A 22,722-nucleotide genomic window follows, 5' to 3' on the forward strand; every position below is an offset into this window, starting at 1 on the left:
ATGAAATTTGTTATCCCTATAGGTATTTTACTAGCACTAGGTCTTCTTATTTACAATCTCACTTTGCTTGATTTTTCTAACCCTTTACAGGGAGATAGTAGCATTGCACTTATAGGTATCATAGCCTGTGCTTGTGCAATTTTATTACTCTTAATATTACGTACCTCTCGTAAGATAGCCGAAAAGCACGGTAAGTAATTACATTAGGTAAATGATGTATGGGTTATATATCTCGTATATAATTCCAACTATTAAAGTTAATATAGCTAAGACCGTAAAAGCTATGTGCAACTTTTGATACCATAAGTTACGATGTAATTTACGTATGAGTTTTTTATCTTCTAGCTGCTCTATTTGCTCTAGAATGACTGGTGGCTTTAAATAAAAAGGACTTACAGATATGCCGTGACGTATGAGTAGCCCAGCACTATTATCCATCAACCTAAAGATGATGGCAATTATATATACAAAAACGGCTACTACCATCAACATAGTTTATTCTTCTTTTGAAAGAGCAATGACCTTTTTGATCACATCGTCTTCTTGATTAACCATCATCTCAAAAGCATTGTTACCAAAGAGTTGTCCAGCCATAGTAGCTTTGAGATATCTTCTATACAATTCTTTATAATTACTAGCCTTTAACGTAATTTTTCTAAAACGAGCGAAAGATATAAAATCTTCTATTACAGCATCTGTAATGGTAACTTCATTTTTAAACTGCTCCATAGATAGTGAGTTATAGTAAGGCCTATCTTTTTCTAATTGTTCAAAAATAAAGAGGCGCATATAACCAGACCTCAGTACGTAGTTAAGATGTTCAACTTCATAGTCTGTGTTTTTAGGCACAAATACATCTGGAATAATACCACCGCCACCATAAACTATCTTACCCTTTGGGGTTCTAAATTTTAATGAGTCTGCCACTTTAATACTATCTGCACTGCGCAACTCTCCGTTTTCATACCTGTTAAGGTAATCTTCATAATAATCTTTATCTCCTAGCTCATACGGTTTTTGTATTGATCTACCAGTAGGTGTATAGTAGCGGGCTATTGTAAGCCTTACCGCACTTCCATCACCCAAATCCATCTCACGCTGCACAAGGCCTTTTCCAAAGGACCTGCGCCCCAATATAATGCCTTTGTCATTATCTTGAAGTGCTCCCGCAACGATTTCACTAGCACTTGCCGAATTTTCATTAATAAGTACAAAAACTTCACCTTCTTCAAAAAGGCCACCGTTATCTGTATAACTATTAGATATCTTACCCGATTTATTTTTAGTAAATAATATGAGCTTATCTTCTTCTAAAAATTCATCTACTACCCCCTCTGCGCTCGAGATATAGCCTCCTGGATTATCTCTTAAATCTAGAGCAATACTAGTTGCACCTTGATTTTTTAAAACCGTAAGTGCATCTACAAACTCTTTATGAGTAGACTCTGCAAAGCGATTAATTTTTACATATCCTAAATCATCAGTAAGCATATAACTACCTATAACGCTAGAGATAGGTACACGGTCTCTGTTAAAATTAAAGGTAAGCAAATCTTCTTCTCCTGGTCTTTTTATCTTAATCTCAATAGGTGTGCGTACTTTTCCTTTAAGAATACGAGATAATGAATCATCTGTAATAGTGTTCTGAGATAAGTCTATTCCATCTGCATATACAATGCGATCACCTCCTTTTACTCCAGCTCTAGCACTTGGACCTCCCTTTATAGCTTGTATGACTGCAATAGAGTCATTATATGGATAAAAACTAACCCCTATACCCACAAAATCGCCTTTCATATTTTCTTCTACAGCCCGGTACTCATCTGGTGGTATATAACTTGAGTGAGGATCTAGATTATCTAAAATACCGTTTACAGTAACATCTACTATACTATCTGTATTTATGGCATCTACATACTCATAGTCTATGTAATCAATAAGTTTATTGAGTTTTTCCTTTTTTGAGTTTGATGCAAAGAGCGCAGTATCGTTATAACCAAAGTCTAACATACTCCCTAGTAAAATCCCTAGGGCAATGCCTAAACCAAATAGTATGGGTATGTACTTGCGCTTAATTTTCATTATGAGTCTATATCTTGAAGGTGCACTATCTCAACGCCAGCTTTTTCTAAAAATTTTACTCCTGTAAGATCTTTATAAGCGCTATGGTAAACCACACGTTTTATACCTGCTTGATGTACTAATTTACTACAATCTTTACAAGGGCTCAGTGTAATATATAACGTTGCACCGTGGCAAGATTGAGTTGAGCTTGCTACCTTTAGTATAGCATTTGCCTCAGCGTGTAAAACGTACCATTTTGTATTATTTTCTTCATCTTCACACACATTTTCAAATCCTGTGGGTGTGCCATTATAACCGTCTGAGATAATCATCTTATCCTTAACGATTATTGCCCCTACTTGCTTGCGATTACAATACGATAGTTTTCCCCACTCCCGAGCCATTCTTAGGTATGCTATATCGTATTTATGCTGTTTTGACCCCATTGTGTATTTTGTAATTATGAGTGCGCTTTCGCGAAAGCGTACTAAAAACCCTTTACGCTCCTAAAGTACTATTTTTACTAGAAATTAATACTTGATAATGCATTTTGAAATACTGGTATGGCAACCCCTATTACAATAGAAGATATAACCATCACCCAGTCACGTAGTGAAAACCTAAAAATAGATTGTCCTATAAAACTTACTATTAATACAACGAGTACTATAATAATCTGAGCACTCTCTATACCTAAAGTGTACTCTAGTAACGGAAGTAACTTGCTATCTGAACTTGCGGTCATCATCTTAAAATAGGTAGAAAACCCGAGGCCGTGTATAAGCCCAAAGAATAATGCTGCAAAGAGATGTATCCCTAATTTAAGATTTCTATTTTTCTTACCAGCTGTAAAAATATTATATAACGCAGTAATGAGTATAGTTACGGGTATGAGTACCTCTACCAAGGAGCTATTTACACGTATAATCCCATAGGCAGACATTGCTAGTGTGAGCGTATGCCCTATAGTAAATATGGTGACTAGGGTAAAGAGTTTTTTCCAGTTTGAAATGAGGTAGGGTACAGTGAGTACAATTAAAAAGAGAATGTGGTCGTAAGCTTTCCAATCTAACACGTGGAAGAGGCCTTCTTTAAAATAAAACAAGAATGAATCCATCTAAAAAAATTAGGGGTTTTTATCAAATGTACAAATTATAAATCTTGATTAAATGGCTATCTTTGAGTCTTACTTTTAATACATAAGAAATATGTCTTTTGCAGATTTATATGATAGCGGTTTCCGCCAAAGAAATGAGGATCACTTTGCAGCTATAGTGCGTGTCGCTATGGATGACGGTGTGATCTCCGATAAAGAAAAAGCGTTTTTAGATAGACTTGCTCGTAACCTCTCTATTTCTGCAGAGGATTATGAAATCATCCTTAAAGATTATATGTCTCACCCTATCAATCCCCCTACAACTTATGATAGAAGATTAGAGCGCTTATATGATCTTACTCGTATGGTACACATAGATCACGAGTTTGAAGAAGAAGAACCTTTACTAGAGCGTCTTGCTATAGGTTTAGGATTTTCTACAAATAATGCTAGCTACGTTGTACATAAAGCACTTACGCTAGTTAAAGAAAATGCAGATCTTGATACTTTTCAAGAAGAAATCAAGAATATGAATCGCTAGTTTTAGATCGATTTAGATAAAATAAAAAGGGTCAAAATTTAAATTTTGACCCTTTTTATTTTATAACATATATTCTTCTACTCTTCTTCTTCTGATATCTCAAGCACTTTATCCTTGCGCTTGTATCTAGATAAGAGTCGCTCTATAGTAGAGAATAGTAAATCTGCATCAATAGGCTTAGTGAGATAGGCATTCATACCAGCTTCTTTTGCCGCGTCTTGCTCTTCTTGAGATGTTCTCGCTGTAAGAGCTATGATAGGTAGTTTACTTATTTTTTTATTACTACTACTTCTTATTTGTACTGCTGCATCAAGACCATCCATTATAGGCATAGTTAAATCCAATATGACTAAATCATATGGAAATCTGTCTAGATACTCTATTACTCTTTCTCCATTTTTTGCAATATCTAAGCTGTAGGCACCATAATCTGAGAAAAGCCTCATCATAAGAAGTTGATTTACCTCAACATCTTCACCTAGCAGGATACGTGGTCTTTTAGACCCTTTAAGATCTTTCTTTACTCTTTTTTTCTTTGCGCCTTTATCCTTTTTCTGATTATGAGAAACTCCCATATATACAGTAAAGCTAAAGGTTGACCCTTCTCCTTCTACACTCTTAACTTCAAGATCACTCTCTAACAAGTCTGTGAGTTGTTTTACAATACTCAGACCCAAACCAGACCCTCCAAAAAGACCTCGCTTTTCTAACTGCGTAAAGCTGTCAAAAATACTATCTAGCTTTTCTTTGGGTATACCTATACCTGTATCTGTAACCTCAAATGTCACTGGAATACGGCGTGCATTTAATGATGACGTAGTAACCCTAAACTTAATTCCACCTTGATGCGTGTATTTTAACGCATTCTCTAAAAGGTTTACAATAACTTGGTTTATACGTAAATGATCTCCCACTAAAAAACGTGGTATCTTAGAACTCAATTCAAAATCAAATGACAGTCTTTTATCATCTGTACGTATTTGATATGTTTTTGCTAGCTTTTCTACAAACTCTCTAAAATCAAAACGTCGCTTTTTAATATCTAACTTTCCAGCTTCAATTTTTGAGATGTCCATTAGGTCATCTAGTATAGTCACAAGATTTTTTGAACTATCTTTTATAATATGTAATACATCAAGTTGCTCTCTAGTGATCTCGGTATTTTCTAATACAGATATAAAGCCCACAATACTATTAAGAGGCGTACGTATCTCGTGGCTTACATTTGCCAAGAATTTATTTTTAAAACTGCGCTGTATCTCTAGTTGCTGGTTAAGTTCTTGAGATATATTAAAGTTTATGATAGACTCATTGCGCACCTGCTTTATTTGATGCACCGTCTTATAATGATCTGTAAGATCGTTTAAGATGAGAACAAGACTCTCATCACCTTCTTGTAGATAGGTTTTTATATCTATAAAGTAATGGCGACTTAACACTTCCATCTGTACACAGAAGAAAGTTTCTTCTTGAAGGTTTTCTTCAAAAACAGTACTTAATGCATAAAAGAACGGATGGAAATCCGTGATATTAGAATTTTTTTTTAAGTCAAAAAGATTATTGTCAGAGTCTATAACCTCTAGTTCCTTATTGACTACGACTACTTGCGTAGTTCTATTTATAAAATCTTGTCTGAGGTTATCAAGCATTTTCTAACAATTGGGCTGCCACGTCCTTAAACAGCTGTTCAACATTTTCGCCAGTTTTGGCACTTGAAAGATAACTATGTTGAACTTCTTGCTCCTCTAGAGCTCGCTTTATTTCTTCAGCATCGACTAAATCCACTTTATTCCCGATTATGTGCACAGGTACATTAGGGTGCTTTTCTTTTAGGTGGGCTAGATTATATTTTAAGTCGCTGTAAGTAACTGGCCTTGACGCATCAAAAACATATACAAAGCTAGAAGCTCCCATAAGGTATGATGGCCTGTACTTAGTAAAATCATCTGTACCCTCAACATCCCATATAATAAGGGTAACTTTATTACTTGTATCAACAACTACTTCCTTTTTCATTATGTGAACACCTATGGTCACGACATAATTATCTGAGAAAGTATTTTCTACAAACCTGCGAAGAAGTGACGATTTACCCACACCAAAATGTCCTAACAATACAATTTTTTTAGATACGCTCATCAGTAAAAAATTCTTTTAATTTTTTTGCAAATATAATATTATCATCAAGGTCTTCCTTATTTACTACGTATTGAGCAAAGTCTAGCAAGACATCTTCCAGTTTATCTTTAAACTTATCATCATATATACCACTTATAATCACGGCCATATAATAGTTTGAAAAATTTTGAAGGTGTATAGTAAATAGTTGGTAATCTATACGCTCTAGCTCCATCTCACCTTTTTCAAAAGCATCTTCTGCAAAGCTTTTTATTGCTGTGAGCATACCAGCCATCATATCTTCATCCATAGTCTGGCTCTTAGCATAATTTGCTTTGAGTATTCCAGAACCTTTTTCAACTACAAGTACCTGTTCAATATACGCTTTATATTCTTCTTTAAGCATCATTGCAGCCGTTGGCCTTTCTTTTGACTTAGACTTAAAAATATTTTTGAAAGAAAATGTTGCGTTTATTTTTTCATTTATGGAGTCACTTAGTTTTGCGACCTCAGCTTGAACGTACTTCTTAATCATTTTTCCCATAATAGGAAAAAGAGCCTCAGCCACGGCGTCTTGAGATTTTTTAATCTCAGTCTTTAAGGTTTCAGTAATTACAGGCCCGAGAGTCTCTGGCATTGTGGTAACAAATTGCTGCAAACGTTCATCCAGTAAAGGATCTATACGGTCAGATAAGTTTTTCTGACTATTTTCTAATGCTTTAATCTTCTTATAAACGTCTTTTTCAGGCTCTTTCTCATTTGTGAGTAAAAGTTCCTTTAAAATTTCGAGACGTTCATCTGTTGTCATTTAAAGATGTTACCTATTCTATTACTCTTTAATATTTTCGCCTAAGCGTATAAGAAGATCTCCTAGACTAGAACGGCTCACCTTTTTATTATCTAGATCTTCTGTTTTATCATTAAGTGACTGTTCAAGATCAGATATGCGTATGTTAACATCAGTACTGAGGTTATCTACAGCTGTCATAATCTCCTTACGAGCCTCATCTACATAAGCAAGCATCTCTTCTCGCTTTTGTGCGATATCAGATTTTAATGCTTCAAACTCGTGATTATACTCTTGTATATTCTCTCCAAAAATAAGGTTCTTAATTGCCTCAATTTTTGAGTTTGCCACATCTTCTGTTTGCTGGTTTTCTGCTTTTGTATTTTTAGCCATAATAGGGTTAAGCCTTATTGTTGTATATCAAATATAAAAAAAATACACTTTGTTTAACCCTTAATAATGCCTTATGTTAACTTTTAGTCGTTATTCATAAAACTTTCGGCTTTTTCTACCATTAATCTGCTCCCGCAAAAGAAGGGAACACGTTCGTGTAGCTCTGTAGGTTTTAAGTCTAAAATACGTGTGTAACCATCACTAGCTTTACCTCCTGCCTGCTCTGCTATAAAAGCCATAGGATTGCACTCATAAAGAAGGCGTAATTTTCCATTTGTAGCTTTTGAACTTTTTGGGTACATATATATACCACCTTTTATCATATTTCTATGTATATCAGACACTAACGATCCTATATATCGTGATGTATAGGGGCGTCCCTCGGCTTCTTCTTGACAGTATTTTATATACTTCTTCACACCATCCGGAAAGTGTACATAGTTACCCTCATTTACAGAATAAATATTACCCATCTCTGGAAACTGCATATTAGGGTGTGATAAGTAAAAAGTACCTATTGCAGGGTTGAGAGTAAATCCATTTACCCCGTGACCTGTTGTGTAGACAATCATAGTAGAGGTACCATATACAATATAACCGGCAGCTACTTGCTCTCTCCCTGGTTGTAAAAAATCTTCTATAGTCACAGGAGTACCTGGTGGCGTCACCCTTCTATATATTGAAAAAATAGTTCCTACAGACACATTTACATCTATGTTTGAAGATCCGTCTAGGGGATCCATAAGTAAGATATATTTATTGTTATTGTCACCATTTTGACCTTCTAGGGAGATAAAATCATCATTTTCTTCGCTGGCAATACCACATAAAATATTACGATTAGTAAGCGTTCTTATGAAGGTGTCATTTGCCATTACATCCAGCTTTTGCTGGTCTTCACCCTGTATGTTAGTCTCTCCTGCGGCACCTACTATATCTACTAGTCCTGCCTTATTCACCTCGTGGTTTACAACCTTTGCTGCCAGCCTTATTGAGTTTATTAAGCGAGATAGCTCTCCAGATGAGTACTGGAATTCTGCTTGGTTTTCAATTATAAATTCGCCTAGAGTTTGATTTTTACGTGACACTTTAGTGTTTTTAAAATTTATGTAAATGTAATTCTAAAATGCACTTACGACAACGTTTTCGCACAAGAATAGTTACGGTAATTATATACCTTAGCTTTTTAGAATAACAAGAAGCTTATGAACCTCGCTATCAAAAAGGCAACTCCAGAAGATATGCCAGCTGTATTATCTCTCATTAATGAACTGGCAGTTTTTGAGAAAGAACCAGATGCTGTAAAGATTAACGAAGACATTTTAATAGAAAATGGATTTGGTGACAACCCCCTTTTTTATTGTTTTGTAGCCAAAGAAAATGACACCGTTATCGGTATGGCTTTATGCTATTATCGCTTTTCTACTTGGGACGGAAAATCACTACACTTAGAAGATCTTGTGGTAAGAGAGGAATATCGAGGCAAAGGAGTAGGTAAAAAATTATATGACCAAGTAATGACTTTTGGTAAAGAAAATGGAGTTAAAAGGGTTGAATGGGTCGTACTAGACTGGAATAAAAACGCTATTGACTTTTATGAAAAAAGTGGTGCTCAATTCCTCAAAGACTGGTATCTAGTACAGATGGACGAAGGGCGTTTACATAAATACATTAAAACCATAGCGCCATCTTAATAATGTAATGTGGTAATCACGCTTTCGCGAAAGCGCATTTAAACACAACACAACACTTTTTAATATGCAGGTATTTAAATTTGGGGGAGCCTCTGTAAAGGATGCAGCTGGGATAAAGAATATTGCCACCGTTCTTAATGAAACTGGAGTGACAGAAAAACTTGTGGTTATCTCTGCAATGGGGAAAACCACAAATGCGATGGAGGCAATTGTAAATGCCTATTTTAACGATAAAACATTACTGCCAGAACATCTCAAAGCCACAGTAGACTATCACACGCAGATAGCCAGCGACCTATTTACACCTGGGCATACTATTTTTACATCTATAAAAGCATTATTTGAAGAGTTAAAAGGCTTTCTCGCGTGGAACAAATCTCCAAAATATGATTTTGTTTATGACCAGATTGTATGTTATGGGGAGTTATTATCTACAACTATTGTGAGCGCTTACCTCAGTGAGCAAGGAATTACAAATACCTGGCTAGATGCACGCGCAATCATAAAGACCGATGATAGTTATCGTGATGGCCGTGTAGATTGGGATAAAACACAAACGGCTATAAAAGCATCTATAGACCCAAAAGCACTTTCTATCACCCAAGGTTTTATCGCCTCAGATAGTAATAACTTTACGACCACACTAGGTCGTGAAGGATCAGATTATACAGGAGGTATTTTTGCTTACTGTCTTAATGCGCAAAATCTCACTATCTGGAAAGATGTGCCAGGAGTCTTAAACGGTGATCCTCGTGTGTTTAACAATACAGAGCTACTACACCAGATTCCTTATGAAGAAGCTATAGAGCTGGCTTTTTATGGAGCCTCAGTCATACACCCTAAAACCTTACAACCACTACAACGTAAGGAGATACCGCTTTATGTTAAATCATTTTTGAACCCAAAAGATTCAGGCACAAAAGTAAGTGCAGTCGCATCACTGGTACCAGAGGTGCCTTGTTATATTGTAAAGAAGAATCAAGTATTGATATCGCTATCCTCACTAGATTTTTCATTTATGGTAGAAGATAATATTGCAGAGGTTTTCCAGCTGCTGTCTCAATTTAAGCTTAAGGTTGATCTCATACAGAACTCTGCTATAAGTTTCTCTGTTTGTGTAGATAATAAATTCAACGGTTTAGAAAAGCTAGTTAATCAACTTAAAGGAAAATTTAAAGTAACCGTTACGCCTAATGTGCATCTTTACACTATTAGACATTTTAACCAGAAAGCGCTAGATAAGTTTCAAGAAGATAAAAAGATACTTCTCAAGCAAGTAGCACAAAATACAGTCCAGCTTGTGACACAAAATTAAATTTGTATTGTCCATAGGTTAAACAAAGTTTAATTACAGAACACCTATTTGTTATATTTGCCATCTTAACAAGCTACCAATAATTTTATGGGTCTAGTCACCTCAAAAGAAGTTGCCCGCGCTATCAATGTCGATAAATTCGGTTTTGTAGGCACTTTTATTGGGTGGTCATTAATGAAGGTTCTAAAAATCTCTACGGCAAATAAAATCTATGACCGTAACAAGCATCTAGGCGATCTCGAGTTTCTCAATGCACTACTAGACGAGTTTAAGATTAAATTTGAAATCCCAGAAGAAGACCTCAAGAGACTCCCAAAGAGTGGAGCATACGTTACTATTTCAAATCATCCTCTAGGTGGCATAGACGGCATACTATTGCTCAAACTTATGCTTGAGCAACGTCCAGACTTTAAAATCATAGCAAATTTCTTATTACATCGCATAGAGCCACTTAAGCCTTATGTGATGCCTGTAAATCCTTTTGAAAATAAAAAGGACGTAAAATCTAGTATTGCAGGTTTTAAAAGTGCCATCTCACACTTGCGAGATGGTCACCCTCTAGGCGTATTTCCTGCAGGAGAGGTGTCTACCTATAAAGATGATAAGCTCATTATAGACAAGCCGTGGGAAGAAGCAGCAATGAAGCTTATTAAAAAAGCAGAGGTTCCGGTTGTCCCTATCTATTTTCACGCAAAAAATAGCAGGCTCTTTTATCAATTATCACGACTAAGCGACACACTACGTACCGCAAAGTTGCCTAGCGAACTGCTTACACAAAAGCATAGAGTCATAAAAGTACGTATAGGTAATCCTATTAAAGTTGCTGCACAAAAGGAGCACGAGTCACTTGCAGATTTTACAGAGTTCTTACGCAAGAAAACATATATGCTTGCAAACTCTTTTGAAAAAAACAGCTTACTTAAAGATATCCCGCAAAAGCTTAAGGTCACAAAAGAACCTAAAAAGATCGTAACCGAAATAAGTAGTGATCTCATAGAAAATGAAATTTTACGCTTGCGCGAAAAAGACCGTCGTTTACTACAAAGTAAAAACTACGAAGTCTACCTAGCACCTGCTCAAGAAATGCCTAACATCTTACGAGAGATAGGCCGCTTAAGAGAGATCACATTTAGAGCCATTGGGGAAGGCACAAATGAAGCCATCGATCTTGATAAATTTGACAGGTATTATTACCATATGTTTTTATGGGATAATAAAGAAAACACTCTTGCCGGAGCATACAGAATGGGGCTAGGGTCAAAAATTTATAAGGAATATGGAATTGATGGTTTTTACCTTCAAGATCTTTTTCGTTTTGAACCAGAGCTTCACAAAATGATGAGCGAGAGTATTGAGATGGGACGCGCTTTTATCACAAAAGAGTATCAACAAAAGCCTATGCCACTATTTCTATTATGGAAAGGAATTGTACACACCACATTACGTTTTCCGGAGCACAAATATCTTATAGGAGGTGTAAGTATCTCAAACCAGTTTTCTAACTTCTCTAAGTCACTTATGATTGAGTTTATGAAGTCTCACTACTACGACCCATATATCGCTCAATACATTCGTCCCAAAAAAGAATGGAAAGTGAACCTCAAAGACGCAGATAAAGAATTTGTTTTTGATGAAAGTAAGGCAGATCTCAATAAGTTTGACAAGCTTATAGAAGAGGTTGAGCCAGGTTCTTTACGTCTTCCTGTTCTTATTAAAAAGTATATTAAACAAAATGCGAAGGTTATAGCCTTTAACGTAGACCCGCTCTTTAACAATGCCATAGACGGCTTGATGTACATACGCATATCAGATCTTCCAGAAAGCACGGTAAAACCAGTTATGGAAGAGTTTCAAGCGGAGCTAGAAAAAAAGTACGGGCAACGCACCCCAGAAGAGGAGTAGGCCCGTACAAGAGTCTCTATCTATATTCTGGATTTTCAAAATTCCATCTTGTCCCATCATCCCAATCACCTCTAGAATTACCATAAGCAGGGTATCCACCCTGATCCTTAAGCATTTTTGCAAGGTGCAGTAAGTTATACGTCATAAAGGTGGTATTACGATTTGTAAAGTCATTATTCTTTGCACCACTTTCCTCATCATTATAGCTAGCACCTGGTCCTGCCTCACCTATCCACCCACAATCTGCTTGAGGAGGAATACTGTAACCTATATGTTGCAAAGCATAGAGTGTTCCCATAGCAACGTGCTTGATACCATCCTCATTACCAGTAATAATACAACCACCTACTTTACCGTAAAAATAGTATTGCCCTTTTTCATTACGGTTACCACTCTCTCCATACAAGCGTTCAATCAGTTTTGTCGCTACAGAAGATTTTTCTCCCAGCCATATAGGGCTACCTATTACAAGAATATCTGCTTCTTCTATTTTTTTAAAAATAGCCGGCCACTCATCTTTATGCTCACCGTGTTCTGTCATATCGTGATATACACCATAAGCAACGTCGTGATCAACAAAGCGTAGATGCTCTACCGCGACCCCTTCAGATTTCATAATATCCATTGATACATCCATAAGAGCTCGAGTATGGCTCATACGTGGTGTCTTTTTAAGAGTACAGTTAATGTACAAAGCTTTTAATGTTGAGAAGTCGTTTGTATTTTTCATAGGGTAGATTTTGTCCTATAAGTTACTCATTACTTACAAATCCATTGATAATGAATTCTTAACCCCTCATCAAAACACCATTCTAGAGAGTCTCTTATTTCCTTATGCTACCTAAAACAGCTCACTCCTTTTCTCAAGAAGCACATTGTCGTGCCATATACCATCTCTCATCGCTAACTTCTCACGTACACCCACTATTCTAAAACCACATTTTTGAAATAAATCCATACTAGCCTCATTTTGAGCAAAAATTTTGGCTTGTAAAGTCCAGAATCCCGCTCGCTCACTTTCCTTTATTGCGGTCATAAGTAATGCTCGTCCTATCCCTTTCCCTCTGGCAATTTTAGAAATATATAAGGTAACCTCTGCTACACCCTTATAAACTTCACGCGTAGAAAACGGGGTGAGTGCTACCCAACCTAGTATAACCTCTTCTTTAATTGCTACAAATCTACACTGCTCTAAAAACTTAGCATCCCAACTTATCCAGTCTGGGACTATTGTCTCAAAAGTTGCCATACCTGTATCTAACCCATCTTGATAAATCTGAGCGCAATGGGTATAATCTTGTTTTAACAAAGGTCTAATGGTCACCGCATAAAACTTTACAACATATCACATCTCAATCTCTTATAAAGATGCTCTTAAAAACTGGTAGCTGCAATAACTCGTATTTTTTTGAGTAACCCAGCTGTATGCGCCCCTGTAGTAAAAGGATTCATAAACGTAGTGCGTAAGTAATACTCACCACGCAGCGTGGTAGCTACTATATAAAACTCTCCATCTTCTAGAAGAACTCTTCTTATACGCTTATTTACTTCATTTATATCCTCTTGATTAGAAGGTTTATATCTAAAGCAAACAATATTTGACACCGGTTCAAGAGCAATTTCAAAATCTTGCTGGCCAGCTATGAGATCGCTAAATTGCTGTGCAGCATCATAAAGTGTTGTTACAAAATCGTCAAAAAACTGCAGGCCGTATGCATTTATAATAGCATAAAAGCGCACACTCATCATACTTTTTGTGCACTCAAAGGTTCTCTTTGCCATATTAAACCAGTCTGCATCGTCATTTTTCTCCCATAGGTATTGTGCTTTTTGCTCAAACGTAGCATAGCTATCTGTGCTATTTTTAAAAATAACGGCTGTAGTGATGGCACTAGTTCCCATCATTTTGTGACCATCTATAATTATAGAATCTGCCTTATGGGCTCCATTAAGTAGGTGCTTATACTTTTTAGAAAATATGGCCGCACCGCCGTGTGCAGCATCTATATGAAACCATATTTTTTTTGCTTTCGCGAAAGCGTAAACCTCCTCCAAATCATCATACACTCCCGTACTCGTACTTGGCGCACTGCCTACAATGGCAATTACCTCAAAACCATTTTTTATCGCCGAAGTGTAATACGACTCTAAAGCATCTGTCTGTATCTGGTAATTATCGCCTGCGGGTACTTTTATGATTCCATCACTTCCTAGTCCCATTATACGAGCGGCTCTAGCTACACAATAATGTGCCTCTTCTGAAACCATAATGGCTAGTTTCTTACTGTGACCTTCATTCCACACATCATCTGTAGCCTTAGCCCTGCGTGCTGCAAGAAGCGCTGTGAGGTTTGCAAGGGTACCTCCAGAGGTGAGAAATCCATCTCCGTTTGTGTACCCTATAGCCTTACAAAAGGTGTTTATAACAAGGCGCTCTATTGCCGTGGCAGCAGCTCCCATCTCATACACTGCCATCCCATTATTAAGTTGTGCGCTCAATAATGTTGCAAGAGCAGACACTGGTACAGTGGGTGCAACTTGATGACCAATATATTTAGGGTGATGGGTATGTATAGATCGCTCTAGTACTTCTTTAAAAAAATCTGAAGTGCTATGTGATGTTGAGAGGTACTGTTGCCAAAATCTGTACTCATCTTCTGGCTCTGTCCATCTAAGCACTTTATCTGAACCACCCGTTGTTGTAGTATGTAGATAGTTTGCTAGCAAACTAACAAGTTGCTCTCCTTCATTTTTAAAGAGGGCACTATCATAAGCTTTATGCAGTAGTGGTGTGCTCATTACTTATCTGCCATTTTTGATTTTGTAAGCTCAAAAAAGTCATTAAACAAGGTCTGTAGTTGTCCCCATTTACGTGCATCTATACTGTAGTATTGCGCCTTCCCTTTAAACTGACTTTTTAAAACTCCGGTTCTCTTTATAACCTGCAGGTGCTGAGAGGTTGTAGGCTGTGATAATCGTATCTTATCTGATATATCTTGACACAAACAGCCATCACAATCTCCTATGTATTCTATAATAGCCACTCTAGCAGGATTAGAAAGAATCTTTGCAACATCTGCAATTTGATTTGCTCTCATAGAGTGTATATGTCTCTTTGTAACTCCCATAATACGTTTTATTTGAATATGTAATATCGCAATATTACATTAAAATAGAAAATAAAAAAAGCTCAGTTTTAAACTGAGCTTTTAAATTATACTAGAACCAAGGTTTTCTACCCGCTTGGTAAGTGTTATAAAATTCTTCGTCAGATTTTGTGAGATAAATAATCCCCTCTATAAGTCCTACTAGGCCTACAGCCCAAACTAAAAGCACACCTATACCTACACAAGAAAGTACTATTCCCACAACACTTAGTACAAGCATTATGATACCCTCTTTCTGGTATCCTAAGATAAATTTATGTACTCCAAATGCCCCAAGAAAAATTGCTAAAATTCCTGCAAGAATTTTTTTACTTTCTGTACTTCCTGTCACTTTATCCCACTCTTCTTTTGCGCTTTGGCCAAACTCTTTTGCAGTCTCCTTAGCATCTTCTGCAAAGTCATTTACAGCATCTTTTGCATCGTCTGCCATACGTTTGCCATCATTTTCAGGCTTGTCGCCTGGTATTTTGTTGTCTTCTGTACTCATATTATTGGTTGTTAGTTTGTTGCCCTTAAAACTACAAAAAAGATGTACGTGATTATCGTGCTAATTATCTTTTTCAAAAACGCTGTCTATAGGCTCCCAGAGTTCGATTTTATTTCCTTCTGGATCTAGTATCCAGCCAAATTTACCGTAGCTATACTCCTCTACCTCTCCTACTATAGTGACACCTTCTTCCTTAAGTACTTTAAGTAACTCTATGAGATTATCTACCCTAAAATTAAACATAAACTGTTTCTTGCTGGGAGAGAAGTATTTTGTATCCGCATTCATAGGGCTCCATTGAGTAGAGCACTTATTACCATTTTCATCACGCCACCAGAAAGTCCAGCCGTATTGATCTGTAGGAATCCCTAAATGCTTTTTATACCAACTCTTTTGAGCATCAGGATCTTCACTCTTAAAAAACATCCCGCCTATGCCTGTTACTCTTTTCATAATTAAAGTATTATCGTATGATGAACTATTTTTTCTTTAAAATCACAGCGGCAAGTAAACTCACCACAAAACCAAGCATAAACGTCATTACAAACATCATAAGTCCAGCTATAAATGACATCTGGGTACCACTATAATCCTCATACATCTCTCGCTGGCGAGCAAGTTGATCTATCGTAGCTTGATTATTAGACTGCTCTGCTAGATCTCTAGCATAGTCATTATACTCAAGAAAAAAAGATGGATTTACAAATAAGGTATACACTATATCTGCAAGTGCTACACCTAAACCGCCTAAAGCAGCAATTATAATTCCCGTTTTTAAAGCGCTACCAAAAGAGATTTTACCCGCATTAACCGTGTCACGCTGGTAAGCCACCCCAAAATACACCATCGCTGCTGTCATACCCATAACTCCCCAACCTACGAGTTCTTGCGTACCGTAATCTAGGCTCTTACCTAAATACAGTGCGAGCGTAAACCCTAGAAGACCTAAAAAGAATGCAATCGCACCAAATTTCTTTATCACTAAACTCATATACTTATCTTTTAAAACATCAATTTAAGAAAAACGCTGCAGTATCTTATCCACTATGGTTTGCGCTAGCTTTATTTTACTCTCAACCGTCCACCCCGCAATGTGTGGCGTGAGGAGTACATTATCTTGCTCTATAAGATATTGTAAGGGTTCTGGTAGGTTTGAATTTCCGCCTGTGGTAAATAAATTCTCAAAAGATAACTTTTCATACTCAAGTACATCCAGCCCAGCTCCTAGTACTTTTTTTGCTTTCATAGCTGCTACAAGATCTTTTGTCACAACAGATTTCCCTCTTGCGGTATTTATGAGATAAAATGGTTTTGTAAAAGCATTTATAAAAGCAGCATCTACCATTTTATCTGTTTGTGGAGTCCAAGGCGTGTGTAAACTCACAACATCAACCTCTTTTTGAAATTGGCTCAGTGACACCTGCGTAGCATTACTATCACCCACCTTTTCTTTTATATCATAACAAAGCACTTTACAGTAAAAACCCTGTAATTTTCTAGCAAAGGCTTTCCCCATATTACCATAGCCTATGATCCCCACGGTCTTTCCTTCTAGCTCAACACCTCGATTAGGCTCTCGGCTCCAGTGACCAGCTTTTACTTGGGCATCTGCTCTATTTAAATTATTAAAAAGACTGAGCAGCATCCCTAGTGATTGCTCCCCTACGGCATTGCGGTTACCCTCTGGCGCACTGATGAGATAAATGCCCTTACTCTCAGCATAAGGGATATCTATACTCTCTAGGCCTGCGCCTACTCGAGCAATAAATTTAAGGTGAGGAGCAGCGTCTATAAACTGCTTATCTATTTTAAAACGACTGCGTATTACAATACCCTCATAATCTGCTATGATTGCCTCTGTCTCTTCTTTTGAGATAGTAACATTTTCAACATTAGTATGACCTGCTTCTTCAAGTTGCTTTACCAGTAGCGGGTGGTTATTATCTAGGTGAAGTATTTTCATTACTTAATTTTATTTTTTCTCAGAGGAATCCAACCTAAAAAGAAACCTAATCCTATTGCCATCATCGCACCAGTTACAAAACCTACACCTCCAGATGTGTCATCAAATGCGTATAATAATATTCCCGCAATGGTCATAACAATAATTCCTGCTATTTTGTTCTTATTCATATTTCTCTTTTAAATTTTAGGATAATCTGTTTGAGTTTTGGCGTCTGTTACTTCTCCCGTGTGAGCCGTACTTAATTTTTCGAAAAGCAGTAGGTGTACCTCTTTTCCATCTTTGGTAGTTGGGCAATGTTCTACGCCTTTAGGTACAACTATGATTTCACCTTGATGTACCGTTTCAGACCACTCTTTTTCTGGGTTTCCGCTTTCGCGAAAGCGCATTTCTAACACCCCTTTTTGCACAAAAAACAACTCGTCTTCATCCTTATGACTGTGCCATACAAACTCACCCGAAACCTTTGCTAAAAGTACTTGCATATCATCTACCGTAGCAACCTGGTGCGGATGCCATTGCTTATCAAATTTGCCTAATTTCTCGTCGAGATTAATGGGTTTCATTTTATCGTATTTAGAATAAAGGTATCTAAAGTGCTCGTCTAAATATAGAAGAAGTTATAAAAAACTTAATTTTTTGACAGACATTCAATTATACAGTAGATTACATTTTAAATCATCATCAAAAATGAAAACAACAAATTTCACACTAACAATTCTTGGAGTTTTATTTCTTTTAATAAGCTGCCAGCAAGGAACTTCAGAACAATTGACTATAATCAAAGGAACATTTAAAAACGCGACAACCACAGAGGCATATCTTTGGGGTAATTTAAGTGTTTCTCGCTCCAGTGAATTAGATGAAAATGGCAGTTTTACTGATACACTAGATATAGATGCTGATGGATATTTTTCAATTGGTATAGGTATGAATAGTTTTCCCCTATTCGTACAAAAAGGAAGCACAACATCCTTTACAGTAGATCTAAATGAGGAACATCCCACACTGGAAATTACAGAGGGTAATCAAGCTATTGTTGACTATCTAGCCAAGAAATCCAGTACCTTAACAGTAACACGCGACAACTTATCGGAATTATTTGGGAAAGAACCAGAAGCTTTTAAACAAAGATGGGACAGCATATTCAATTCTTTAAAAAAAGATCTTTCTAGTCTCACTGCAGATATGTCCTTTAAATTACTAGAAGAACAAGCATTAAAATTTGATGAAATATATATTTACAATGAATATCCAAGACGGTACAAAAGCATTCATCAAATCGACACTTTCGAAGTTCCCGCAGCATTCAAGGATACGTACAATAACTTAGACGGAGACAATGAAATGTATGCGTCAAGTTTTCAAAAATATCGATGGATGATTACAGCTAAAATAAAGGATGATGCTTACAAAAGAGGCGGAGATGAAAGATTGACTGAAGAAATTATCGAAATTTTGAAAGAAAAGACGAGTCCTTCTATACGTGACGCCGTTATTCAAAGTATTATGTTTTTATATATTCCCAAAGAGAATAGTGCTCAAATCAAGGAAGAGTTACTTAATCTAGCAACTGGCAATGAGACTAAGAAAGTGATACAAGATCGCTTTAAAAAAGTGAGCAATCTTCTCAGAGGAAAAAGGTCTCCTACTTTTGACTTCGAAAACTTTAATGGGGGAACTACTAAGCTTCAAGATTTTGAAGGTAAATATGTTTACATAGATGTTTGGGCTACTTGGTGCTCTCCCTGCATCGCAGAGATACCAAGTTTAAAAAAGCTAGAAAGTGAGTATGAAGATGCAAACATAGCCTTTGCGAGTATCTCTGTAGACTTTGAGAAGAATTATGATAAATGGAGGAAGATGGTGACTGACAAGTCTCTTGGCGGTTCACAACTAATCGCGGACAACAACTTTGAGTCAAAATTTGCACAAGACTATGCTATACGTTCTATACCTAGATTTATTTTAATAGACCCTAATGGAAATATTGTGAGTGCAGATGCTCCAAAGCCATCTAGTGAACAACTTATAGCAATCTTCACTCAACTGGGAATTAAATAAGAAAAAGTATTAGAAATAATAACTACAAAAAAGTACTGTCATATGACAGCACTTTTTTTATTAGAACAATTCTAATACCTCCACCGGTACTCGCATAGGTCGTCCTTGGGGCATTTTGAGCAAGCACCAGTTTGTAACTGCACTCACCAGTACTTTTTCTTCTCCCTTACGTTTTATAGTGGTATGCCGCTGGGAGGTCGCGCCAGAGATTTGAACCACCGTAGTTGTTACGACAATCTCGTCATCTTTAAATGCCTGGCCGTGATACTTTATATGGTGATCCATCACCACCCAAGCCATTTTATTGATGCCTAGTCGTTCTTCGGCTGGGTCTTCGTCTTTAAAATAGTCTCTTGTTACGTGGTTCCAATGTTTTGATGCAGCAATTTGCACCCAGTCTAAGTACACGACATTGTTTACGTGATTGAGCACATCTATAGCAGATGCTGGTACGGTGAGGTGATATTCATAGCTTTTCTGGCTCAAATACCTAGTATAAGTTTTGCGATATAGAGGTAAATAAGTATTCCAAATATATCATTACTTGTAGTAATAAACGGCCCAGTTGCAATCGCAGGATCAATCCCTCTTTTATGTAAAAACAACGGAATAAACGTACCTATAATCCCGGCAACAATGATTACAACAAATAGCGAAATTGATATAGACGTCGCATAGTCTACCGCACTTTCTGATATCCATACGTAAAAGAACAATACAATGGCCAGCGCAGCACCGTTAAGCATTGCGAGCAGCATTTCCTTAATTAATCTGTTACCTATGCTTCCTTTTACATCATCATTTGCAAGACCTTGTACAATAATCGCACTAGATTGCACCCCTACATTTCCAGCCATTGCAGCAATAAGCGGTGTAAATAGTAAAAGAATAACGTGATCATTTAACACCTCTTCAAAACCGCCCATAATAGCCGCAGCTCCTACACCACCTAGTAATCCTAAAAATAGCCAAGGTAATCTCGCACGAGTAAGCTGTAGTATGCTATCATCTGCCTCTACATCTTGAGAGATACCTGCTGCCATCTGGTAATCTTTTTCGGCCTCTTCTTTTATAAAATCTACAATATCATCTATTGTAATGCGTCCTTGCAGCACTCGCTTATCATCTACAACGGGTATAGCCTCTAGGTCATACTTTTGCATCACCTTTGCAACATCTTCTGCTGGGTCATTTACATTTACAGAGTCTACTTTAGGTATATAGATTTCAGATATTTTTGTTCTCGTATCTGAGGTGAGAAGGTCTTTGAGCGACAGTCTACCTATGAGTTCATTTTCTTTTGTAACCACGTAGATAGAGTGCACTCGAGTCACCTCTTCTGCCTGGCGACGCATCTCACGCACACACCCTGCCACTGTCCAGGTTTCTTTTACCTTAATAAGCTCCTTTGCCATAAGACCACCAGCACTATTCTCATCATATTGCAGCATCTCACGTATGTCTGCTTTATGCTCTTCGTCTTCTATCTGGTTTATAACTGCTAGCTGTATATCATCATCTAGCTCACCTATCATATCTACCGCATCATCGGTATCCATTTCTTCTACCTCATCTGCAATTTCGGCAGGAGTTAGGTTTTCTAGAAGTTTTTCTCGCACATCTTCATCTAGCTCCATAAGAGCCTCAGAAGTTTGCTCACTATCTAAGAGAAGTACTAGGTAGGCAGCCTCATCTGCATCTACCTCATCAAGGATCTCTGCAATATCTGCGTGGTGAAGATCTGTAAGCAATTCTTTGAGGGCTACCTCATCTTGAACAGCTACGTGTGCTTGTATCTGGTCTATGAGATTGCTTGTGAGTTGAAATTGCATAGGTTTGTTTTTACTAGTAGTACAAATATAGGAAAACCCCTTGCGCAGAGTAATTACAATGCCTAGAGATTTTACTGCTCTTGTATATCTTTTGTGATTGCTGCTGTAAGTTCTATAAAGCCTTGTACAGAGATTTGCTCTGGGCGTTTATTGAGAATTTCGCTTTCGCGAAAGCAGTCACTTAACCCCATACCCTTAAGACTGTTTCTCAACGTCTTTCGGCGCTGCTGAAATGCCATTTTCACAACCTTAAATAACATCTCTTCTGTGCAACCTATGTCTTTAAAGTTTTCTTTTCGCTTTAAGCGTAAAACTCCACTATCTACTTTAGGTGGTGGTATAAAAACAGTGGGAGGTACCGTAAATAAGTATTCTGCATCATAAAATGCTTGTGCTAGCACAGATAAAATGCCGTAGGTCTTGCTCCCGTGATCTGCACAAATACGAGCAGCAACTTCTTTTTGAAACATTCCCGTAAACTCTGGGATGCGCTCTTTATGCTCAATAGTTTTAAAAACTATTTGCGTACTAATGTTATATGGAAAGTTTCCCGTAATTGCTAGTGGCTCTCCAGGGTAAATAGTGTCTAGGTCGTACTTTAAAAAATCGGCTTCTAGTACGGTAAATTTCTCATCATTGAGCTTATGCTCTAACGTAAACGAGCTTCTTAAATACTCAATAGACTCGGTATCTAAGTCCATCACCGTGAGTTGTGCTGGTTTTGCAAGAATATACTTGGTAAGTACTCCCGTACCAGGCCCTATCTCTAAGATGTGTTTATACCCTTCTAATGTGAGCGTGTCCCCAATATCTCTTGCTACAGACTCGTCACCTAAGAAGTGTTGCCCCAAGTGCTTTTTTGCCTTCACCCCTTGATCGCGATGACCACGGTTTGCGTGCGGCTTTTCAAATTTTCTCTTCTTTTGTTGTTTTGACATCGTAGTGGGGCTAGTGAGTAAGCGTTACTTGTATTTCCTTGCCTGAAAACTAGTGCTGCGAGATTACCTCAAGCTCTGTTCTAAAAGCGACAAATTTACCCGCAAACTTGTTAATAGATGCTTGCATTCTTTCTTGATCTTCGGCATAGTAGGCATCAAGCTGCTGCTGGCTAGGGCAACCATATTGTACGGAGTAGGTTACTCCGCCCATCTCTTCTTCGGCGCGTACTTTTGTCATAAGTGCTTTTTCAAACTTTCCGGTTGCAATCACTTCTGGTATGTGTACTTCTTGCATCCAGGTAAGCCATTCTTTCTCAACAGACTCTTCTATGTTTATGGTAACGTTATATATAAGCATTTT

At 37.3% G+C, this 22,722-nt stretch carries 29 protein-coding genes; 6 read left to right on the plus strand and 23 right to left on the minus strand.

The window, feature by feature from the left end; all coding sequences use genetic code 11:
* Nucleotides 1–198 (plus strand): hypothetical protein, encoded by a 198-nt coding sequence (locus MED134_RS08135; RefSeq protein ID WP_035325942.1) that lies wholly within the window; start codon nucleotides 1–3, stop codon nucleotides 196–198.
* On the opposite strand, the gene MED134_RS08140 is transcribed toward MED134_RS08135, so the two are convergent.
* The 4 genes from MED134_RS08140 to MED134_RS08155 all read right to left on the minus strand — a co-directional run bounded on the left by MED134_RS08140 (nucleotide 199) and on the right by MED134_RS08155 (nucleotide 3,181).
* A complete protein-coding gene (locus tag MED134_RS08140; RefSeq protein ID WP_237747094.1) occupies nucleotides 199–486 on the minus strand; it encodes a hypothetical protein in 288 nt (95 codons plus the stop codon).
* Between the two features lie 9 nt (nucleotides 487–495).
* Nucleotides 496–2,082, minus strand: a complete 1,587-nt coding sequence (locus MED134_RS08145; RefSeq protein ID WP_038597802.1) for a S41 family peptidase — start codon at nucleotides 2,080–2,082, stop codon at nucleotides 496–498.
* Nucleotides 2,082–2,510: a deoxycytidylate deaminase gene (locus MED134_RS08150; RefSeq protein ID WP_035325946.1), complete on the minus strand. Its 429-nt coding sequence runs from the start codon at nucleotides 2,508–2,510 to the stop codon at nucleotides 2,082–2,084. The genes MED134_RS08145 and MED134_RS08150 overlap by 1 nt, the downstream gene beginning before the upstream one ends.
* A 77-nt stretch (nucleotides 2,511–2,587) precedes the next feature.
* Nucleotides 2,588–3,181, minus strand: a complete 594-nt coding sequence (locus tag MED134_RS08155) for a HupE/UreJ family protein (protein ID WP_038597804.1) — start codon at nucleotides 3,179–3,181, stop codon at nucleotides 2,588–2,590.
* A gap of 91 nt (nucleotides 3,182–3,272) precedes the next feature.
* Here MED134_RS08155 and MED134_RS08160 point away from each other — a divergent pair, with 91 nt between their 5' ends.
* Nucleotides 3,273–3,701 (plus strand): fructose 1,6-bisphosphatase, encoded by a 429-nt coding sequence (locus MED134_RS08160; RefSeq protein ID WP_038597806.1) that lies wholly within the window; start codon nucleotides 3,273–3,275, stop codon nucleotides 3,699–3,701.
* Between the two features lie 77 nt (nucleotides 3,702–3,778).
* Here MED134_RS08160 and MED134_RS08165 read toward each other — a convergent pair whose 3' ends face one another.
* The 5 genes from MED134_RS08165 to fbp all read right to left on the minus strand — a co-directional run bounded on the left by MED134_RS08165 (nucleotide 3,779) and on the right by fbp (nucleotide 8,087).
* Nucleotides 3,779–5,350, minus strand: coding sequence for an ATP-binding protein (locus tag MED134_RS08165; protein ID WP_052084171.1), 1,572 nt, complete (start codon nucleotides 5,348–5,350; stop codon nucleotides 3,779–3,781).
* Entirely contained in the window at nucleotides 5,343–5,840 is a 498-nt protein-coding gene (locus MED134_RS08170) for a Rab family GTPase (RefSeq protein WP_038597808.1), read from the minus strand. Before MED134_RS08170 ends, MED134_RS08165 begins: the two co-directional genes overlap by 8 nt.
* Nucleotides 5,827–6,627, minus strand: a complete 801-nt coding sequence (locus tag MED134_RS08175) for a hypothetical protein (protein WP_038597810.1) — start codon at nucleotides 6,625–6,627, stop codon at nucleotides 5,827–5,829. Before MED134_RS08175 ends, MED134_RS08170 begins: the two co-directional genes overlap by 14 nt.
* Nucleotides 6,628–6,648: 21 nt before the next feature.
* Entirely contained in the window at nucleotides 6,649–6,999 is a 351-nt protein-coding gene (locus MED134_RS08180) for a fructose 1,6-bisphosphatase (protein ID WP_038597812.1), read from the minus strand.
* An 83-nt stretch (nucleotides 7,000–7,082) separates the two neighbouring features.
* Nucleotides 7,083–8,087: a class 1 fructose-bisphosphatase gene (gene fbp / locus MED134_RS08185; protein WP_038597816.1), complete on the minus strand. Its 1,005-nt coding sequence runs from the start codon at nucleotides 8,085–8,087 to the stop codon at nucleotides 7,083–7,085.
* A 117-nt stretch (nucleotides 8,088–8,204) separates the two neighbouring features.
* On the opposite strand from fbp, the gene MED134_RS08190 reads away from it, so the two are divergent.
* The 3 genes from MED134_RS08190 (at nucleotide 8,205) to MED134_RS08200 (ending at nucleotide 11,910) form a co-directional block, all read left to right on the plus strand.
* The gene (locus tag MED134_RS08190) at nucleotides 8,205–8,693 is read left to right on the plus strand and encodes a GNAT family N-acetyltransferase (protein WP_038597819.1); all 489 of its coding nucleotides are present in this window, start codon (nucleotides 8,205–8,207) and stop codon (nucleotides 8,691–8,693) included.
* A gap of 64 nt (nucleotides 8,694–8,757) precedes the next feature.
* Nucleotides 8,758–10,008 (plus strand): aspartate kinase, encoded by a 1,251-nt coding sequence (locus MED134_RS08195; RefSeq protein WP_038597822.1) that lies wholly within the window; start codon nucleotides 8,758–8,760, stop codon nucleotides 10,006–10,008.
* A gap of 87 nt (nucleotides 10,009–10,095) precedes the next feature.
* Nucleotides 10,096–11,910 (plus strand): GNAT family N-acyltransferase, encoded by a 1,815-nt coding sequence (locus MED134_RS08200; RefSeq protein WP_038597824.1) that lies wholly within the window; start codon nucleotides 10,096–10,098, stop codon nucleotides 11,908–11,910.
* Between the two features lie 16 nt (nucleotides 11,911–11,926).
* On the opposite strand, the gene MED134_RS08205 is transcribed toward MED134_RS08200, so the two are convergent.
* From MED134_RS08205 to MED134_RS08245, 10 genes are all read right to left on the minus strand, one after another.
* Entirely contained in the window at nucleotides 11,927–12,640 is a 714-nt protein-coding gene (locus MED134_RS08205; protein ID WP_038597826.1) for a flavodoxin family protein, read from the minus strand.
* Between the two features lie 111 nt (nucleotides 12,641–12,751).
* Entirely contained in the window at nucleotides 12,752–13,219 is a 468-nt protein-coding gene (locus MED134_RS08210; RefSeq protein WP_202807061.1) for a GNAT family N-acetyltransferase, read from the minus strand.
* 65 nt (nucleotides 13,220–13,284) lie between these two features.
* The gene (locus tag MED134_RS08215; protein ID WP_038597829.1) at nucleotides 13,285–14,709 is read right to left on the minus strand and encodes a pyridoxal phosphate-dependent decarboxylase family protein; all 1,425 of its coding nucleotides are present in this window, start codon (nucleotides 14,707–14,709) and stop codon (nucleotides 13,285–13,287) included.
* Nucleotides 14,709–15,038, minus strand: a complete 330-nt coding sequence (locus MED134_RS08220) for an ArsR/SmtB family transcription factor (RefSeq protein WP_035325968.1) — start codon at nucleotides 15,036–15,038, stop codon at nucleotides 14,709–14,711. Before MED134_RS08220 ends, MED134_RS08215 begins: the two co-directional genes overlap by 1 nt.
* A 91-nt stretch (nucleotides 15,039–15,129) precedes the next feature.
* Nucleotides 15,130–15,564, minus strand: coding sequence for a TM2 domain-containing protein (locus tag MED134_RS08225; protein ID WP_038597833.1), 435 nt, complete (start codon nucleotides 15,562–15,564; stop codon nucleotides 15,130–15,132).
* Between the two features lie 60 nt (nucleotides 15,565–15,624).
* Nucleotides 15,625–16,020, minus strand: a complete 396-nt coding sequence (locus tag MED134_RS08230; protein ID WP_038597835.1) for a VOC family protein — start codon at nucleotides 16,018–16,020, stop codon at nucleotides 15,625–15,627.
* A gap of 22 nt (nucleotides 16,021–16,042) precedes the next feature.
* Nucleotides 16,043–16,555 (minus strand): DUF4199 domain-containing protein, encoded by a 513-nt coding sequence (locus tag MED134_RS08235; protein WP_038597837.1) that lies wholly within the window; start codon nucleotides 16,553–16,555, stop codon nucleotides 16,043–16,045.
* A gap of 24 nt (nucleotides 16,556–16,579) precedes the next feature.
* Nucleotides 16,580–17,527 (minus strand): 2-hydroxyacid dehydrogenase, encoded by a 948-nt coding sequence (locus tag MED134_RS08240; protein ID WP_038597839.1) that lies wholly within the window; start codon nucleotides 17,525–17,527, stop codon nucleotides 16,580–16,582.
* Nucleotides 17,527–17,697 carry a hypothetical protein gene (locus MED134_RS15265; RefSeq protein ID WP_158407707.1) on the minus strand — a complete coding sequence of 57 codons (171 nt, stop codon included), beginning with the start codon at nucleotides 17,695–17,697 and terminating at the stop codon, nucleotides 17,527–17,529. The genes MED134_RS08240 and MED134_RS15265 overlap by 1 nt, the downstream gene beginning before the upstream one ends.
* A gap of 9 nt (nucleotides 17,698–17,706) precedes the next feature.
* Nucleotides 17,707–18,093, minus strand: coding sequence for a cupin domain-containing protein (locus MED134_RS08245; protein WP_038597841.1), 387 nt, complete (start codon nucleotides 18,091–18,093; stop codon nucleotides 17,707–17,709).
* 124 nt (nucleotides 18,094–18,217) lie between these two features.
* On the opposite strand from MED134_RS08245, the gene MED134_RS08250 reads away from it, so the two are divergent.
* The gene (locus MED134_RS08250) at nucleotides 18,218–19,591 is read left to right on the plus strand and encodes a TlpA family protein disulfide reductase (RefSeq protein ID WP_038597843.1); all 1,374 of its coding nucleotides are present in this window, start codon (nucleotides 18,218–18,220) and stop codon (nucleotides 19,589–19,591) included.
* A gap of 60 nt (nucleotides 19,592–19,651) precedes the next feature.
* Here the strand turns inward: MED134_RS08250 and MED134_RS08255 are convergent, their stop codons facing one another.
* From MED134_RS08255 to MED134_RS08270, 4 genes are all read right to left on the minus strand, one after another.
* Nucleotides 19,652–20,077 (minus strand): acyl-CoA thioesterase, encoded by a 426-nt coding sequence (locus tag MED134_RS08255; protein WP_038597845.1) that lies wholly within the window; start codon nucleotides 20,075–20,077, stop codon nucleotides 19,652–19,654.
* Complete coding sequence (gene mgtE / locus MED134_RS08260) at nucleotides 20,074–21,423, minus strand: magnesium transporter (protein ID WP_035334905.1); 1,350 nt, start codon at nucleotides 21,421–21,423, stop codon at nucleotides 20,074–20,076. The genes MED134_RS08255 and mgtE overlap by 4 nt, the downstream gene beginning before the upstream one ends.
* A gap of 71 nt (nucleotides 21,424–21,494) precedes the next feature.
* A complete protein-coding gene (gene rsmA, locus MED134_RS08265) occupies nucleotides 21,495–22,361 on the minus strand; it encodes a 16S rRNA (adenine(1518)-N(6)/adenine(1519)-N(6))-dimethyltransferase RsmA (protein WP_038597848.1) in 867 nt (288 codons plus the stop codon).
* 49 nt (nucleotides 22,362–22,410) lie between these two features.
* On the minus strand, nucleotides 22,411–22,719 hold the full coding sequence (locus MED134_RS08270) for a DUF4286 family protein (protein WP_038597850.1): 309 nt from the start codon (nucleotides 22,717–22,719) through the stop codon (nucleotides 22,411–22,413).
* Between the last annotated feature and the right edge of the window lie 3 nt (nucleotides 22,720–22,722).

The organism is Dokdonia sp. MED134 (assembly GCF_000152925.2).
In the GTDB taxonomy this organism is placed as follows: Bacteria; Bacteroidota; Bacteroidia; order Flavobacteriales; family Flavobacteriaceae; genus Dokdonia.

Coding starts and splice junctions, on each gene's coding strand:
- MED134_RS08135 (WP_035325942.1), top strand. CDS start 1: ATGAAATTTGTTATCCCTATAGGTATTTTACTAGCACTAGGTCTTCTT.
- MED134_RS08140 (WP_237747094.1), bottom strand. CDS start 486: ATGGTAGTAGCCGTTTTTGTATATATAATTGCCATCATCTTTAGGTTG.
- MED134_RS08145 (WP_038597802.1), bottom strand. CDS start 2,082: ATGAAAATTAAGCGCAAGTACATACCCATACTATTTGGTTTAGGCATT.
- MED134_RS08150 (WP_035325946.1), bottom strand. CDS start 2,510: ATGGGGTCAAAACAGCATAAATACGATATAGCATACCTAAGAATGGCT.
- MED134_RS08155 (WP_038597804.1), bottom strand. CDS start 3,181: ATGGATTCATTCTTGTTTTATTTTAAAGAAGGCCTCTTCCACGTGTTA.
- MED134_RS08160 (WP_038597806.1), top strand. CDS start 3,273: ATGTCTTTTGCAGATTTATATGATAGCGGTTTCCGCCAAAGAAATGAG.
- MED134_RS08165 (WP_052084171.1), bottom strand. CDS start 5,350: ATGCTTGATAACCTCAGACAAGATTTTATAAATAGAACTACGCAAGTA.
- MED134_RS08170 (WP_038597808.1), bottom strand. CDS start 5,840: ATGAGCGTATCTAAAAAAATTGTATTGTTAGGACATTTTGGTGTGGGT.
- MED134_RS08175 (WP_038597810.1), bottom strand. CDS start 6,627: ATGACAACAGATGAACGTCTCGAAATTTTAAAGGAACTTTTACTCACA.
- MED134_RS08180 (WP_038597812.1), bottom strand. CDS start 6,999: ATGGCTAAAAATACAAAAGCAGAAAACCAGCAAACAGAAGATGTGGCA.
- MED134_RS08190 (WP_038597819.1), top strand. CDS start 8,205: ATGAACCTCGCTATCAAAAAGGCAACTCCAGAAGATATGCCAGCTGTA.
- MED134_RS08195 (WP_038597822.1), top strand. CDS start 8,758: ATGCAGGTATTTAAATTTGGGGGAGCCTCTGTAAAGGATGCAGCTGGG.
- MED134_RS08200 (WP_038597824.1), top strand. CDS start 10,096: ATGGGTCTAGTCACCTCAAAAGAAGTTGCCCGCGCTATCAATGTCGAT.
- MED134_RS08205 (WP_038597826.1), bottom strand. CDS start 12,640: ATGAAAAATACAAACGACTTCTCAACATTAAAAGCTTTGTACATTAAC.
- MED134_RS08215 (WP_038597829.1), bottom strand. CDS start 14,709: ATGAGCACACCACTACTGCATAAAGCTTATGATAGTGCCCTCTTTAAA.
- MED134_RS08220 (WP_035325968.1), bottom strand. CDS start 15,038: ATGGGAGTTACAAAGAGACATATACACTCTATGAGAGCAAATCAAATT.
- MED134_RS08225 (WP_038597833.1), bottom strand. CDS start 15,564: ATGAGTACAGAAGACAACAAAATACCAGGCGACAAGCCTGAAAATGAT.
- MED134_RS08235 (WP_038597837.1), bottom strand. CDS start 16,555: ATGAGTTTAGTGATAAAGAAATTTGGTGCGATTGCATTCTTTTTAGGT.
- MED134_RS08240 (WP_038597839.1), bottom strand. CDS start 17,527: ATGAAAATACTTCACCTAGATAATAACCACCCGCTACTGGTAAAGCAA.
- MED134_RS15265 (WP_158407707.1), bottom strand. CDS start 17,697: ATGAATAAGAACAAAATAGCAGGAATTATTGTTATGACCATTGCGGGA.
- MED134_RS08245 (WP_038597841.1), bottom strand. CDS start 18,093: ATGAAACCCATTAATCTCGACGAGAAATTAGGCAAATTTGATAAGCAA.
- MED134_RS08250 (WP_038597843.1), top strand. CDS start 18,218: ATGAAAACAACAAATTTCACACTAACAATTCTTGGAGTTTTATTTCTT.
- mgtE (WP_035334905.1), bottom strand. CDS start 21,423: ATGCAATTTCAACTCACAAGCAATCTCATAGACCAGATACAAGCACAC.
- rsmA (WP_038597848.1), bottom strand. CDS start 22,361: ATGTCAAAACAACAAAAGAAGAGAAAATTTGAAAAGCCGCACGCAAAC.
- MED134_RS08270 (WP_038597850.1), bottom strand. CDS start 22,719: ATGCTTATATATAACGTTACCATAAACATAGAAGAGTCTGTTGAGAAA.